Source organism: Peribacillus sp. FSL E2-0159 (genome assembly GCF_038643155.1).
In the GTDB taxonomy this organism is placed as follows: Bacteria; Bacillota; Bacilli; order Bacillales; family DSM-1321; genus Peribacillus; species Peribacillus simplex.
Map to the genome: position 1 here is coordinate 2,189,021 of NZ_CP152053.1, position 14,651 is coordinate 2,203,671.

Annotated in this window: 16 protein-coding genes and 1 pseudogene; 15 read left to right on the plus strand and 2 right to left on the minus strand. The window is 38.1% G+C overall.

From position 1 onward, the window contains the following. Positions 1 to 341 precede the first annotated feature (341 nt). The 11 genes and pseudogenes from NYE63_RS10785 to NYE63_RS10835 form a co-directional block, all read left to right on the plus strand. A pseudogene (locus tag NYE63_RS10785) lies at positions 342 to 1,051 on the plus strand (IS4 family transposase); the annotation flags it as partial. A 207-nt stretch (positions 1,052 to 1,258) separates the two neighbouring features. Further along, positions 1,259 to 2,074 carry an amino acid ABC transporter substrate-binding protein gene (locus NYE63_RS10790; RefSeq protein ID WP_342605113.1) on the plus strand — a complete coding sequence of 272 codons (816 nt, stop codon included), beginning with the start codon at positions 1,259 to 1,261 and terminating at the stop codon, positions 2,072 to 2,074. Between the two features lie 12 nt (positions 2,075 to 2,086). After that, positions 2,087 to 2,770, plus strand: coding sequence for an amino acid ABC transporter permease (locus NYE63_RS10795; RefSeq protein WP_076370548.1), 684 nt, complete (start codon positions 2,087 to 2,089; stop codon positions 2,768 to 2,770). A 20-nt stretch (positions 2,771 to 2,790) separates the two neighbouring features. Next, positions 2,791 to 3,534: an amino acid ABC transporter ATP-binding protein gene (locus tag NYE63_RS10800; RefSeq protein WP_342605114.1), complete on the plus strand. Its 744-nt coding sequence runs from the start codon at positions 2,791 to 2,793 to the stop codon at positions 3,532 to 3,534. Between the two features lie 187 nt (positions 3,535 to 3,721). Beyond that, entirely contained in the window at positions 3,722 to 4,153 is a 432-nt protein-coding gene (locus NYE63_RS10805) for an aminotransferase class I/II-fold pyridoxal phosphate-dependent enzyme (protein WP_342605115.1), read from the plus strand. A 131-nt stretch (positions 4,154 to 4,284) separates the two neighbouring features. Then, complete coding sequence (locus NYE63_RS10810; protein ID WP_342605116.1) at positions 4,285 to 4,467, plus strand: hypothetical protein; 183 nt, start codon at positions 4,285 to 4,287, stop codon at positions 4,465 to 4,467. Positions 4,468 to 4,495: 28 nt separating this feature from the next. Further along, a complete protein-coding gene (locus NYE63_RS10815; protein WP_342605117.1) occupies positions 4,496 to 5,077 on the plus strand; it encodes a cysteine dioxygenase family protein in 582 nt (193 codons plus the stop codon). 707 nt (positions 5,078 to 5,784) lie between these two features. Then, positions 5,785 to 6,762, plus strand: coding sequence for a thioredoxin-disulfide reductase (trxB, locus tag NYE63_RS10820; protein WP_342605118.1), 978 nt, complete (start codon positions 5,785 to 5,787; stop codon positions 6,760 to 6,762). A 2-nt stretch (positions 6,763 to 6,764) separates the two neighbouring features. Next, a complete protein-coding gene (locus NYE63_RS10825; protein WP_342605119.1) occupies positions 6,765 to 7,106 on the plus strand; it encodes a thioredoxin family protein in 342 nt (113 codons plus the stop codon). A gap of 27 nt (positions 7,107 to 7,133) precedes the next feature. Then, the gene (gene dcd / locus NYE63_RS10830; protein ID WP_342605120.1) at positions 7,134 to 7,607 is read left to right on the plus strand and encodes a dCTP deaminase; all 474 of its coding nucleotides are present in this window, start codon (positions 7,134 to 7,136) and stop codon (positions 7,605 to 7,607) included. A gap of 397 nt (positions 7,608 to 8,004) precedes the next feature. Next, entirely contained in the window at positions 8,005 to 8,406 is a 402-nt protein-coding gene (locus tag NYE63_RS10835; protein WP_342605121.1) for an SgcJ/EcaC family oxidoreductase, read from the plus strand. Between the two features lie 279 nt (positions 8,407 to 8,685). Here NYE63_RS10835 and NYE63_RS10840 read toward each other — a convergent pair whose 3' ends face one another. Continuing rightward, positions 8,686 to 10,119, minus strand: coding sequence for an aldehyde dehydrogenase family protein (locus NYE63_RS10840; protein ID WP_342605122.1), 1,434 nt, complete (start codon positions 10,117 to 10,119; stop codon positions 8,686 to 8,688). Between the two features lie 27 nt (positions 10,120 to 10,146). After that, complete coding sequence (locus tag NYE63_RS10845; RefSeq protein ID WP_342605123.1) at positions 10,147 to 11,781, minus strand: acetolactate synthase large subunit; 1,635 nt, start codon at positions 11,779 to 11,781, stop codon at positions 10,147 to 10,149. Positions 11,782 to 12,189: 408 nt separating this feature from the next. Here NYE63_RS10845 and NYE63_RS10850 point away from each other — a divergent pair, with 408 nt between their 5' ends. The 4 genes from NYE63_RS10850 (at position 12,190) to NYE63_RS10865 (ending at position 14,533) form a co-directional block, all read left to right on the plus strand. Then, positions 12,190 to 12,342, plus strand: coding sequence for a YfhD family protein (locus tag NYE63_RS10850; RefSeq protein WP_155726546.1), 153 nt, complete (start codon positions 12,190 to 12,192; stop codon positions 12,340 to 12,342). A gap of 688 nt (positions 12,343 to 13,030) precedes the next feature. Beyond that, on the plus strand, positions 13,031 to 13,276 hold the full coding sequence (locus NYE63_RS10855) for a hypothetical protein (protein WP_342605124.1): 246 nt from the start codon (positions 13,031 to 13,033) through the stop codon (positions 13,274 to 13,276). Between the two features lie 173 nt (positions 13,277 to 13,449). Continuing rightward, positions 13,450 to 13,578 (plus strand): hypothetical protein, encoded by a 129-nt coding sequence (locus NYE63_RS10860; protein ID WP_342605125.1) that lies wholly within the window; start codon positions 13,450 to 13,452, stop codon positions 13,576 to 13,578. A gap of 460 nt (positions 13,579 to 14,038) precedes the next feature. Beyond that, positions 14,039 to 14,533, plus strand: a complete 495-nt coding sequence (locus NYE63_RS10865; RefSeq protein ID WP_342605126.1) for a transcriptional regulator — start codon at positions 14,039 to 14,041, stop codon at positions 14,531 to 14,533. Positions 14,534 to 14,651 lie beyond the last annotated feature (118 nt).

Below are 14,651 nucleotides of genomic sequence, written 5' to 3' on the forward strand. Positions count from 1 at the left end.
GAAATATTTTTTCCGAAATTAGGAACCGAAAAACAGTACGGAGCGGCAGGTTATCACTATATTCGTCGCGTAAATGGGAATTTTTCAACTAGTTCGATAGTAGGGATGTTGAATTAACAAGGATTTTATTTTGGCACAACTCTTGCATAATATGATAACGAAAAGGAGGAGGTGGAGTCCATTTGAAAAATATAGACAAAATTTAAAGAATATTAGAATGATACAGAATAATGAAACTGGAAATCTGCAAATCGTCCATTTTTATATAGGGGGGAACACTAGTGTTGTATTAATTTGAATTATTTATTAAAAATATTCAAAATATTCAATTTTATCATTTTGTGATGCCATTAAAAATCATCGATTCAAGCACTTTGCCACTCAATTTGACGAATCATAAATGGGCAGAAATCCGCAAAACAAAGGCGGGAGTGAAGTTGCATCTGCGTCTTGTGTTTATGGTAAAAGGAATTTCCTATCCTGAAAAAGCCGTTATGACAACTGCCAAAGAACATGACGGCGGCCAGCTTGAAATCATGGTAGATGACAAAAAATGCATGTATGTCTTTGACCGTGGTTACCTAGATTATGAACGTTTTGACTGAATGACCGATGATGGCTACTTCTTTCTTTTAAGGCTCCGGAAAAACCCTGTAATACGTGAAGTTTTCAACTTTAAACTTCCTAAAAATACATCTGTTTTATCGGATCAAATGGTGTTGATTGGTACGACACAAAACCGTGCTGAAAATTATTTTCGCCTTTTAAAGGTCTTGGATTCAAAAGGTAATGAGCTCAATTTAATCACCAATCGGTTTGATTTAAGTGCAGACGAAATTTCAACAAATCACGCTGGGCCATTGAATTGTTTTTCAAAGGGATTAAAAAACATCTCAGCATCAAAAAGTTCTACGGTCAAAGTGAATGTACGATTCAAAATCAACTATTTATCGCGTTTATTGTTTTTTGCCTACATGTTCTTGTACAAATTGAAACAAAAAGCAAGCGAAAAACTTTACAAATTAGCCGTTATTTGAGGGCTGTATTATAGAAACCAGCGTATATCTGGCTTCGAAAGATTGAAGGAAAAGCCGTCCCTTAATGAGCAATTTTGTTGTTGTCGCACAGGTTTAATTGTAAATAAAATTCCAAATGGACAGAACCACCTTTTATAAGGTATTTACCTTTTTGGCTCTAAACAGATAGAATGATTAAACTGAAAATTATGACACTATTTATACAGAGGGGGGAATTATTTATGAAAAAGAGTTTCATCATCATCGCTTTTTCGATACTTGTAGCACTTGTATTATCTGCATGCGGAAAGGATCAGGCAGCAAGTCAACCAGACAAACAGGCAGATGAGAGCAGGGATATGCTAGAGCAAATTAAATCGAGTGGGATCATTAAAATTGGAACAGAAGGAACCTTTGCACCTTTTAGCTACCATGATTCTTCAGGGAAGTTAACCGGTTTTGATGTTGAAATCGCGGAAGAAGTAGCAAAAAGACTTGGTGTGAAACCAGAATTCATTGAAACCCAATGGGACGGTATGTTCGCAGGACTCGATTCAAAGCGGTTCGATATTATTGCTAATAATGTAGGAATTACTCCTGACCGCCAGAAAAAATACGATTTTTCAGTGCCGTATATTATGTCAAAACCTTTCTTAATTGTTCACAAGGAAAATAATACGATTAAATCTTTTGAAGATTTGAAAGGAAAAAAATCAGCTCAGACTTTAACTAGTAACTATAAAGATATAGCAGCATCTTATGGTGCTGAGATCGTTGGAGTAGAAGGTTTTAATCAATCCATTGATTTATTACTTTCAAAACGTGCGGATGCGGTTGTAAATGACGGACTATCCTACCTAGATTTCAAAAAGCAAAAACCTGATGCACCGGTTAAATCTGTCGCAGAACTTGATGATCCGGCAAAAATGGGGGTCATGATGAGAAAAGAGAATAAAGAATTGGTAGAGGCCGTAAATAAAGCGCTTTCCGACATGATGAAGGATGGTAAATATTTAAGTATTTCACAAAAATATTTTGGAAAAGATGTATCAAAATAGGGAGGGTTCTACATGTTTGCTGATGAAAGAATGGACCAAATTGTTGACATCATTGTAAATTCCTTTTTCCCGATGTTAAAAGCTGGGGTTGCGTTTACGGTTCCCTTGACATTAGTATCCTTTTTACTGGGACTCCTTCTTGCTTTACTTACGGCATTAGCTCGAATCTCGGGAATTAAACTCCTAGACGCTGTTGCAAGATTTTATGTATGGGTGATTAGGGGAACACCGCTGCTTGTTCAGTTGTTTATCATTTTCTATGGCCTTCCGAGTATAGGCATTACGATTAGCCCCCTTCCTGCTGCGATTATCGGTTTTACGCTTAGTGTTGGCGCCTACAACTCAGAGATTATTCGTGCGGCTATACTCTCCATTTCCAAAGGTCAATGGGAGGCGGCTTATTCTATTGGGATGAGCTATCCGCAGGCATTAAAAAGAATTATTCTCCCTCAGGCAACAAGGGTATCTGTCCCGCCTTTGGCAAACAGCTTTATTAGCTTGGTAAAGGATACATCGTTGGCTGCTACCATTACGGTGACTGAAATGTTTAGAGTTGCTCAGCAAATTACCGCAACAACCTATGAACCATTGGTACTCTATTGTCTAGCAGGATTTATTTATTTGATTTTCAGTACCGTTCTTTCGAATGCACAAGGACAGATGGAAAAACGACTCGATCGTTATGTGACGGGCTAATTTGATAGGGGGAAATATACATGATTGAAATAAAGAACCTGCATAAACAATTTGGACAAACAGAGGTTTTAAAGGGAATCGATCTAAAAATTGAGGAAGGCAATACAGTTTGTATTATTGGGCCATCGGGTTCAGGGAAAACAACCTTGTTGCGTTGCCTGAATTTATTGGAAACGCCTACAAAAGGGACCATTAAGCTTGGAAAGTTTTCTTTGGATTTTCAGGATAAAAAACCAGTCCCAAAAGATAAGGTGATTAAGTTCCGTCAACAAACGGGTATGGTTTTCCAAGGTTACAATTTGTTCCCTCATATGACTGCACTTGAAAATGTTATGGAAGGTCTTGTTTACGTTCGTAAACAAGACAAGGAAGCCTCTCGTACGAAGGCTCTTCAATTGCTGAAAAAGGTAGGATTATCGGAACGGGCGAACCACTATCCATCCCAGCTATCCGGTGGACAACAACAACGTGTAGGAATTGCACGGGCGATGGCTATGGAACCTGAAGTTCTGCTTTTTGATGAACCTACTTCCGCGTTAGATCCTGAGTTAGTTGGTGAGGTTCTAAAGGTCATGAAAGAACTTGCTAAAGAAGGAATGACCATGGTTGTAGTGACACATGAAATGAATTTTGCGCGTGAAGCAGCGGATAAAGTCGTATTTATTGATAAAGGTGTAATCGTTGAAGAAGGAACACCTCAACAAATTTTTGAACATACAGGGCATGAACGGACATTACAATTTTTAAATAGACTTTGTTCATAGGTAAGGGCCGGTACCCCCAAGCTGCGGAAGAATGGAAAACTCGTTACTCGCCACTTTCCCGCAGGTTAGAACGACAGAATCTTATAACTTACCATAGGATTGCAAATTTCAATTGCAATCTTTTTTTGAATAATTAAGAAAATATTTTCAAACTTGGGAATCGAAAAACAGTACGGAACGATACACGATGGATTTTGCAGATTTAGAGGCTCAGATTGATTCTTCCGTTAAAGTGTTAATCCTTTGCAGCCCTCATAATCCGGTGGGAAGGGTCTGGACACGAGAAGAGCTCACACGTCTTGGGGAAATCTGTCTTAAAAATAATATTTTGATTGTTTCGGACGAAATTCATTTTGATCTCGTCTACAACGAATATAAACACATACCAATCGCCTCTATTTCAGAAGCACTAGCTAAACAAACCATCACTTGTTTTTCTCCAAGTAAGACTTTCAATATTTGGGGAGAACAAACATCTATTGTTATTATTCCAAATCGTGATTTGAGAGAACGCTATAATCGTGAAATCAACAGTATGGCGATTGGCTGGGCAACCCCGTTTGGTATAGCAGCTTTGGAAAGTGCCTACCGATTCGGGGAAGAATGCTGGCTGGATTAGCTTATTGATTTTTTAAAAGGAAATGTTGATTTTGTTCAATCGTATTTGAAAAATCATATCCCTAAAATCAAACTTGTCGAACCGGAAGGACTTACCTGCTATGGCTGGATTTCCGGGAACTTGGATTTAGTATGGAAGAATTAGATCAGTTTATGCTGCAAAAAGCAAGATTGGCCTTGAATGAAGGTCACATTTTTGGTCTAGGGAGAGAAGGCTTTATGAGAGTGAATATCGCATGTCCCCGCTCTAATATGGAAAAAGCTTTACTTCAGTTAGAACAAGCAGTCAAGCAACTTTCCCATACAGGAAAGTAAAACATAAGAATATTGGGGAGGAATTAAAATGGATCACACGAATGAATATGATTTCAAAAATTTTGTTCAAGATATGACGGTTATGGTGGAACGGAGTCAGAATGATAACGAATGTGTTGTGGAAGCAGAAAGGTTAGTTGGTAAATTAATTCAATCCCAATCATGGCTTCCTTCTGAGAAAAGAAGACCAAGTGAGGAAGGGTACTCGCGGCATCTGTTGTATTGTGACCCAGAGGATCGTTTCGAAGTGATCACGCTAGTCTGGAAGCCCGGCCAGAAGACCACTCTTCATGATCACGATGATTCATGGGGAGCAGAAGGAGTTGTCGCGGGTAAGGTTAAAGTGACTAATTATATACGATTAGAGGAATTTTCTGGGGGCAATATTGTTAAGTTACAGCATACTGATACCATCATTGTAAACGAGCAGAATACAGGAAAGCTACTGCCTCCAGCAGACTGTCATATCTTGGAGGGGGTAGGTAATAAACCAGCTATCACGATCCATGTTTATGGAAAGCAATTGAGAAAATTTCGGGTATTCACCCCTTTAGACGAAGAGGGGCTATATCTTGCTAAAGAAAAGCGGGTTGAATACTCCCCTGCTTAGAATCGATTAAATAGTGAAAGTGTGGTCCGGTCTGTCCTTACATACTAAGTAGAGGCGGGCTTTACAGTTTAATGAGCTCATTCTTTGTTGTCCTTTTAGCCATGTGTGTAATGGGGATTCTGGAACAATCTGGGATTATTAGTTCTTTAGTGGAGTCATTAGTCAAACGAACCCTCGGCTCTACATTTAGAACACTAGCTACAATGGTAATCGCATTAATCACAAATATGATTGGCTCATCGATGTTAATAACTTCAATTGTAGCGGGTTCCCTTATGAAAAATGTCTTTAAAAATAATAATTTGGCCCAGAAAATCTTTCGCGTAATATCGCATCAGTTATTCCGTGGAAATCCAACGCAATCTATTGTTCGCAGATGTATGCCTATTTCCTATATGTCTTTCTAGCCTTCTTTGTCCCATTATTCGATTTAGTTTATGGTGCCACTGGATTTGTAAATATTGTTCAAGTAGTTACAACAACTATCTTGTATCTTACCTTTAAAGCTTTCTTGGCTTTTAATCGACCGTTTGAAATTTGTGTTGGTACATGTTTTCTTGTTATTGAAAAAAATTTTCTCAAACGTGATAGGAAATAGGAATGATTAACCTATAAGAGGCTGAAAAAATAGTGATTTTGCAAGGGATTAAAGATTGGCACGAATATTGCAAATTAATATTCATGACTAAGAGATAAGGAGGTAAGCGATGTATAAAGCCGTTATTCTAGGGACTGGACCTGCTGGGTTAACCGCAGCAATCTATTTAGCACGTGCTAACATAAGTCCTTTGGTCATTGAAGGGCCTGAACCAGGGGGACAATTGACATTGACAACAGCTGTCGAGAATTTCCCTGGTTTTCCTGAAGGGATTATGGGACGAGAGTTGATGCAGAACATGCGAAAGCAAGCTGAGTTTTTTGGAGCAAAGTTTAAAAGAGGCTGGGTTAAAAAAGGTGACTTTTCCAATACCCCTTTTACCTTAACGGTGGAAGGAATAGGGGAGCTTAAAACGCAATCTTTAATCATTTCAACGGGAGCTTCAGCGAAACTTTTGGAGATTCCAGGGGAAAGAGAAAATATTGGGCGTGGGGTAAGCACTTGTGCAACATGCGATGGATTTTTCTTTAGAGGAAAGAAAATTATCGTTGTCGGGGGCGGAGATTCTGCTATGGAAGAGGCAAATTTTTTAACGAAGTTTGCTTCGGAGGTTCAGGTTGTCCACCGCAGAAAGGAGCTTCGCGCTTCCCAAATTATGCAAGACCGTGCAAAAAGGAATCCAAAAATTACGTGGAGCTTAAATTCCATTCCTGAAAAAGTGATCGCAGGGGATCGACACGTTACTGGCTTGAAAGTAAAAAACAGTGAAACAGGAAAAGAGGAAGTTCTGGAAACTGATGGTATTTTCATTGCCATTGGGCACAAACCGAACACAGCATTTTTAGACAATCAAATCAAAACTGACGATATGGGATATATCATGGTGAATCCTGGTACAACCGAAACGAATATCCCAGGTGTATTTGCCTGCGGGGATGTTCAAGACCATAAATACCGCCAAGCCATTACAGCTGCGGGAAGTGGTTGTATGGCTGCTCTGGATTGCGAAAAATATCTTGATGCAAGTGAATTATGTAGTGGAAACAATCAATCTATCAATGAGAACCAAATATGGGGAGGATATTAATAATGAAAGAGATTAAAACAAAACAAGAGTTTGAAGAGGCGATTTTATCAACAAAACCAGTTATGGCCAAATTCTATGCCGAATATTGCCCAGACTGTCAGCATACCGATTTATTTATGCCCATCTTGGAAGAAGCGTATAGAGAAAGAGTAGATATGATTGCAGTAAATCGTGAACATTTTCCAGAGGTATTAGAGAAGCTGGATGTGTACGGAATCCCAAGCTTTATTGCTTTTAAAGAAGGGAAGGAACTGAACCGCTTTGTAAGTAAACTTGGAAAAAGTCAGGAAGAGGTTGAACAGTTTCTTAATCAAATTGTAGAGGCAAGTGGAAAACTAGGATAGAAAATCCTTGCCTGGAGCCAATAAATATTGAGCAGTCACTCAATATTTATTGGCCATCTTTTTAGTGTCAACAATCTTAAAGAAAATAAAGGAGCAAGAGCTTATCTTGAACCACTAAAAAAATCCCAACTACAACCAGCTTCTATTGATTTACGGATCGGAAATCATTTCTTGGCGATTGATGAATACTCCACCCTCTTTATTTCACTGGACAAACCAGCTGCTTATAAAGAAAATTATAAAGATCATATTATTATTCCGCCTCGAGCTTTTGTATTAGGAACAACCATAGAAGTTATTAAGTTACCAAATAACATGTCTGCTTTCGTTGAGGGCAGAAGCTCTATTGGAAGGTTAGGTCTGTTTATTCAAAATGCTGGATGGGTTGATCCCAGTTTTGAGGGACATATTACATTAGAACTTTACAATTCAAATCGTGTGCCAATTGAGTTAAAGGCAGGGAGACGAATATACCAGTTAGTTTTAGCTTCTTTGGATTAAGAAACTGCTACATACATAGGAAAATACTATGGTCAAAATAAAGCAACCGAAAGCCAAACCCACCTTGATGAGGAGTCTGATGATGTAAGTCTGAATCAAAAAGGAAATTTAAGGAGTTTGATTAATTTATAGGTTTACTCCAGCCTTAGGATTTTAAATTATGTCAGCTATCATGAAGCTATAAATGCAGGATGTTTAGACAAGTTTACTGATATTGGACGGTTTGCGTAGAGAGTTGAAACTCGATCATAGCTGGAATGGCACCATTGTATTTCATTCTTACTTTGGTCTGTACTTTGTTTATTTTTCTCATTGGGCAGGAAACCCCATCATGGCAGTCGAACATCAATTAGTAAAAGAGCGGTCTAATTAAGAGAAGCTGAATAGGATGGTGAATATGCAGAATCATGAGCTGGAACAAGTCATTAAAAATGCGGACAGGGCAATAAATAATGAGGATTTCGATCATTTAATGGAGTTCTATTCAGAAGATGCGACTTTAGTTGTCAAACCTGGAACATTCGCAAAAGGGAAAGAGGAAATTCGTCGGGCATTCATTGCTATCGCTGAATACTTTAATCATAGTTTAATCGTCAATCAAGAAAAGATGGTAATAATCGAAACGGGTGATACAGCATTGGTTGTGGCAAAAGCCCAGTTAAGTGCCAATCAAAAGGAAGATTCCGAATTCTCTATGGAAAGAACCGCGACATATGTATTTAAAAAGGATTCCACGGGTACATGGCGTTGCATAATCGACAACTCTTATGGTGCTGAAATAATTGAAGAATTAAAGTAATTGGTGAAAGCTGCCGTATATGGTGGCTTTTTATTTTTTTCCACTAGAGTACATCAGTAGTAACTAAGAGGCATTTTGAAAGAGAAAACAAAAAAACAGTTTTTAGTTATTAAAAAATCGCTTATGTATAGAAGTGATGATGAAATGAGGAAATGATTGTGCCCATTAATAATAAGAACAAAGGCTACAATAAGAACATTTATTTACAAAAAAACAAGAAGACGAAATCTTTAAGATATCGCCGTCTCATATACTCCGGGTTTATAATTTTACCTATGTTCATTTGTCACTTATTTTAAAGCTGATAAACTTCTGCTCCATCATTTCATGCATCGCATATTTGACCCCTTCTCGGCCAACACCGCTGTCCTTCCAGCCGCCATAAGGCATATTATCAATCCGATAAGTTGGGATATCATTGATTACGACTCCACCTGTTTCCAAGCGTTCCGCGGCATAAAAAGCTCGTTCTATACTCGGTGTCATCACTCCTGAGTTCAATCCGTAACGCGAATCATTTGCATCATTGATGGCATCATCCAGCGTATCGAACGGGAAAATGCAGACAATTGGACCAAATACTTCGAAACGAAATACCTTTGAGTCACGATTTACATTGGTTAAGACGGTAGGCAAAAGTACATTGCCTTCCACTGTACCGCCGCACTCAATTTTTGCTCCTTCCTGTACTGCCTCGTCAATCCAACTTTGTAACCGTTCCAATGATTTTTTTGAAATAACCGCTGTTATATTTGTATTTTCCTCGAGTGGGGAACCGATGACTAGCTGTTTTGTTGTACTTACGAATCGATCTAAAAATTGTTGGTATAGTGACTTGTGGACATAAATTCGTTGAATCGAGATACACACCTGCCCATTATTCGTAAATGAACCCATCACACTTCTTTGAATAATTTTTTCGATGTCGACTCCTTCATCAATGATGAAAGGCGAATTGGATCCGAGTTCAAGGGTAAGCTTACGGAAGCCAGCCTGCTGCTGGATAAGGTGTCCGACCTCTACACTGCCTGTGAAAGTCACTTTTTTTACATGTGGATGTGTCGTCAAGGCTTCACTTAATACATCCCCTTTGCCCGGTATGATGTTCAATACTCCATCTGGCAGCCCTGCTTCTTTAAAAATATCGGCAAGAACCAGTGCACTCAACGGGGTTTGTTCGGCAGGTTTTAACACAATCGAATTTCCAGCGGCAATAGCTGGACCAACTTTATGGGCGACCAGATTAAATGGAAAGTTAAATGGGGTAATTGCTGTAACGACGCCAATCGGGGTACGAACCGTGAAGCCAAAACGGTTTACCCCACCCACTGCCGCATCCATCGGGATCTGTTCTCCATAATTGTTCTTTGATGCTTCTGCAGCAAAACGATAGGTCTGAACCGTACGATTCATTTCTTCACGAGCATTTCGAATCGTTTTCGCCGCCTCTAGAGAAATGATTTTCGCAAGTTCTTCACTGCGTTTTTCCATGATTGCTGCAGCTTTAAATAATATTTCTGCTCGTGCATGAGCCGGGTAGGATCGGTATTTCTGAAAAGCTGAATTTGCCTCAACAATCGCTTCAATGGCATCCGCTGGTTCAGCCTGTCCGATTTGTGCAATTTCTTCGTTTGAATGGGGATTATATAATGGCTCATATGATTTAGCCTCCCGCCACTTACCACCAATCCACAATTGCCACTTTTTCTTCATCTGAAATCCCTCCAATAATATCTGCCTTTATAATTTACAAATATAATCACCTAGTGTTTTCGAGAGCTTTACATTTTCCGAATAATCGACATCAACATCAATCAAGACAATTTCCTGACTTGAAATCGCTTCTTCTAATGCATGAAGCAATTCATCTGAGTGGGTTACTTTAACTCCTTTAACCCCAAAACTTTTTGCGAACCCTAAAAAGTCTGGGTCTGTAAATTCAATCGCATTCGTACGATCAAATTTATTCAATTGCTTCCATTCAATTAGGCCGTATTTTGAATCATGGAAAATGACTATCACGAAGGCAAGACCTAGACGTTTTGCAGTTGCCAATTCAACCCCATTCATCAGAAATCCACCATCCCCTGTAACCGCAATGACAGGTTTATCGGGTTTTGCCATTTTGGCTGCAATTGCGCCGGGAATGGCAATTCCCATCGATGCAAAGCCATTAGAAATGATAGTGTGATTAGGCATTTCCGGCTGATACATCCGGGCAATCCATAATTTATGGGCACCCACATCCGATATGACAATGGCATTACCTTTTTCCGCCCTTTTCAAATCGGCGATAATTCGCTGAGGGATGATAGGGCTTCCTGATACATCATCAGAAGAATGAAATTCTTCAATGATTTGAGACCTTAACTTTTTCACTTCTGGCCAAAGCTCTTTTTTTGCTACACCAGTGGTCAAGGCTTCAAGTGCCTCCGTAACGTTCCCGACCAATTCAGCTTGAACGGGGTAATGAGCATCAATCTCAGCTGGTCGAGCATCAATATGAACAATCGGATTCATTGCCTCATCGTTCCAATACTTTGGCAAATACTCGACGAAATCATAGCCAACGGTGATAATAAGGTCGGCCAAATCAAACCCGCATAAAACATAATCCCTTGCTTGCATCCCTACTGTAAAAAGGGTCAATGGATGGTTAGAAGGTAAAACTCCTTTGGCCATGAACGAATTCACAACAGGAATTTGCTTCTCTTCTGCAAATTTCCGTAAGGACTCAGCAGCTCCATCGCGGATTACGCCATTACCAGCTAGAATAATAGGCCTTTTAGCGCGATTTATTAATTCGACGGCTTTTTTGATTTCTTCCTCGGCTGGGCGGGATCTAGGCATTGGTGTAACCGGAAGAGGTTCACCTTCTGTATCCATCATCGCCACATCTTCCGGGAGTTCTATATGAACAGCTCCCGGCTTTTCTATGACTGCAGTTTTAAATGCTTTACGGATAATTTCCGGAATCGTATGCGGCACCTTAATTTGTTGATTCCATTTCGTTACTTCATTAAAAACCCCAATAATGTCCACATATTGATGCGACTCCTTATGAATTCGATCAAGGCCCGCTTGACCTGTAATCGCGACAACAGGGGAATAATCCAGATAAGCACTTCCTATCCCTGTCAATAAATTGGTTGCACCTGGACCCAATGTGCCCAAACAAACGCCAGGCTTTCCAGTTAGTCGGCCATAGATGTCTGCCATAAAAGCAGCAGCTTGTTCATGATGAACCAAAATAAATTTAATATCAGAGCTTATTAGAGAATCAATAAGATCCGTATTTTCCTCACCAGGGATCCCAAAAATATACTGAACCCCTTCATTCTCTAAACATCTTACAAACAAATCAGATGCCTTCAAATTATTCCCTCCTCGACCATTTCAATTTCTTTCCCTATATGTTGGCTTTGCCTACTAGAAATTATGTACTTGCGTGTATTAAAACCAATTCGAAAATTTGCAACTCTGTATAAAGAAATTCAGGTTCAAGTAAATTAACCTCAATATTCATAACGAGGATGGGTAAAATGGATATCGCAAGTCGTTAATTATGGTAAGTATAGTGATATGGCGATGTTCAATTCTTAGGAATGAACATCTGAAAAATTAGCTTAATGAACTAACGGGTGCGTAAGTAGTAGGAAAAGGAGCTGTCCCCAAAAACTGTTTTTAAGATAAAAATGTTCGCTCATGAGCAAATCTAAAGATATATAAATGTGATTCTTAGCCATACTAATAAAGATTAAAATTTCATTAGGAGGCAATATTATGGGAAGATCAAAAAATCAAAAACCATCTAGCAGTAAAAATTCATTACCTCAAACTCCCAAAAACTTAAAAATAGAACCGGATCGTGTGGATGAAGAGTTTTCTCGTGAGCTAGGTGAAAGTGGGAAAATAAGAGCTACAAGACCTAAATGAAACTACAAAAAAAGTGAAAAGATACGGATTGATTACACTCCACTTTAAATTTTAGTAAAACAGATAAAAAAAGGGGCCACCCATAAGTTATTTCATTCACTAACGTACAAAAGGAGCCTAAAAGGCTCCCTTTTGTATGCAGTTTAACTTTTTAATGATCGCCATTCTGCCCATTTGCAGAACTTGATGTTTTATGGTTCCCCTTTTTACCCTTATGCTTTCCTTTCTTACTCATGAAAGAATTCCTCCCTAATACAAAATGTTATTACTTGATTAGTGTTCGTTGAAGAGCTTTCAGGTATTACGGGAACTGAAGGAAACTCATTCACATTTTGGATGTTCTTCATTTTATGAAGGCATTGATTTCGATAAATAAAACCAGATCATTAACACAATGATGCCACCAAGACTGCCGTATGTAGCAGGCTTAAAGAAGTATTCGCAAAGGATTTTGATATCATTAGTTTTAGGGGAATGAAAAAGATTACTCAACCAAGTGAATTTTTCGGAGAAAAATTTTTGTGGACGAGCTTAATGCAAATGAAATAGTTGTTGAACTAACATGTGCGATACTTCAATAACGAAGCGTCGCTTTTTTCTTATAGAGCTAAAGGGCAGGTTAGTTGCATAAGGATTATGGAATATATGGTGAAATGTAGGTATCGACTTTTTGATTGGGGGAGGTTAAATGCAATACTTTGTACTTGCATTAATTATCGGGGTGATTATTTTTACTCTTTTTAGGATGTTTAAGAAGAATAAAACTATACCAAGTAATCAATATACACCTATTGATGACATCAATATTGGATTGGTTCGAAATTACTCAAGCGAACCTCAAGAAATAGAGTCAGAAAAGAAATACCTTATGAAGCAATTGATAAAAAGAGTGATTGAAATAAAGCCCTATAGAACTAACGGGTGCGTTAGCTGAAGATCGGAGCTGTCTTTAAGGCAGCTCTTTTATCGGGGCAGGTTAGTTGAACAAGCTATGTAGACACCAACTGAATATGTAATGGTAAAAGGGATTTTTGACGGTTATGTGAACAGGTAGGATTAGCAACTAGACATAGAGAATACCTATTTATCAAAAAGGGGGCTTCTATAATGGAAAAAGAAAACTTACTACCTGTAAAATGTTCGTGCTGCAAAAAAGAATTGGATGCAATAGACTTGGTATTAATCAATGAATCACTTCAGCTGACTCATATTCAATCCCAAATAAAGGAGAAATAGCAATTATTGATGTAGGATATTTTAATGCTGTATTCCGAAAATACCTGAACTGTACTCATGAAAAGCCACTATTAAGTAGGGGCATGTAAAGTCCATGGCAATCTTTCTTAGCTATTGCATTGTGGGATTTTGTTCTTTGTAGTGTTTGGGGATTCTTAAAAAAATATCATAAAACATATTTAAAAGGACTTATAAACTGAATTTCTTATAGAACTAACGGGTGTGTTAGCTGAAGATCGGAGCTGTCTTAAAGACAGCTTTTTCTTATGGAACTATCGGGGCAGGTTAGTTCAACAAGCCTTAATTAAGAAATATTTCCATTTCAAACTTATTTAGAGCAAGGTTATTTCTTGCTTTTTTCTTTGTGTTTTAAAGTTGCTTTTTATTCAAAAAGGGTATTTTTTATTGAAAAATAATACTATTAGTGTAAAATTACACTAAAAAGGAGTATTTAGTATATATGGAAAAAGAAGAATTCATCAATTTAATATCAGAAAAAATGAAACTTGTCCGAACAGAACAAAGTTTTTCTCAAGATAAGATGTCTGAAATTCTAGGGATTTCAAAAAAAACACTAGTTCAAATTGAAAAAAGAAGAACAGAAGCCAATTGGACCACCGTTGTTGCATTTTGTGCTTTGTTTAATCATAGCCAATTGTTGATATCATCAATTGGTGACAATCCAGTTGATTTTGTTCAGTTAATTACTAGCAAAAATGGTGGTACGCCTAAAGAAAAAACAATGGGTGGTAAGATATGGTGGCAAGAAATCGAGTATAGAGGGGATTTTCGTTTGCAACAAAATTTGATTAGTAACCATTACCGTATATTGGATCAATATGATTATCGTTGGCATAGTTCTTTTAATAAAGAAGAGAGTTTAAGTCGTTTAATTGAATTACAGGAGGTGGGGACTATCGAGATAGACAAAGGTATAGGGATATATGAAGAATAAGATTTTGCTTGTTCTAAGAAAAATAGTAATTGGTATTCTAATAGTCTGTTTATACTGTTTTCCTTTTGTTTATTTTTCAATGCACCAAGATTTTGCTAACCGTTCAATGCTTGGCTAT

Coding starts and splice junctions, on each gene's coding strand:
- NYE63_RS10800 (WP_342605114.1), top strand. CDS start 2,791: ATGATTGAAATAAAGAACCTGCATAAACAATTTGGACAAACAGAGGTT.
- NYE63_RS10840 (WP_342605122.1), bottom strand. CDS start 10,119: ATGAAGAAAAAGTGGCAATTGTGGATTGGTGGTAAGTGGCGGGAGGCT.
- NYE63_RS10865 (WP_342605126.1), top strand. CDS start 14,039: ATGGAAAAAGAAGAATTCATCAATTTAATATCAGAAAAAATGAAACTT.
- NYE63_RS10850 (WP_155726546.1), top strand. CDS start 12,190: ATGGGAAGATCAAAAAATCAAAAACCATCTAGCAGTAAAAATTCATTA.
- NYE63_RS10835 (WP_342605121.1), top strand. CDS start 8,005: ATGCAGAATCATGAGCTGGAACAAGTCATTAAAAATGCGGACAGGGCA.
- NYE63_RS10815 (WP_342605117.1), top strand. CDS start 4,496: ATGGATCACACGAATGAATATGATTTCAAAAATTTTGTTCAAGATATG.
- NYE63_RS10805 (WP_342605115.1), top strand. CDS start 3,722: ATGGATTTTGCAGATTTAGAGGCTCAGATTGATTCTTCCGTTAAAGTG.
- trxB (WP_342605118.1), top strand. CDS start 5,785: ATGTATAAAGCCGTTATTCTAGGGACTGGACCTGCTGGGTTAACCGCA.
- NYE63_RS10810 (WP_342605116.1), top strand. CDS start 4,285: ATGGAAGAATTAGATCAGTTTATGCTGCAAAAAGCAAGATTGGCCTTG.
- NYE63_RS10795 (WP_076370548.1), top strand. CDS start 2,087: ATGTTTGCTGATGAAAGAATGGACCAAATTGTTGACATCATTGTAAAT.
- NYE63_RS10825 (WP_342605119.1), top strand. CDS start 6,765: ATGAAAGAGATTAAAACAAAACAAGAGTTTGAAGAGGCGATTTTATCA.
- NYE63_RS10855 (WP_342605124.1), top strand. CDS start 13,031: ATGCAATACTTTGTACTTGCATTAATTATCGGGGTGATTATTTTTACT.
- NYE63_RS10790 (WP_342605113.1), top strand. CDS start 1,259: ATGAAAAAGAGTTTCATCATCATCGCTTTTTCGATACTTGTAGCACTT.
- NYE63_RS10860 (WP_342605125.1), top strand. CDS start 13,450: ATGGAAAAAGAAAACTTACTACCTGTAAAATGTTCGTGCTGCAAAAAA.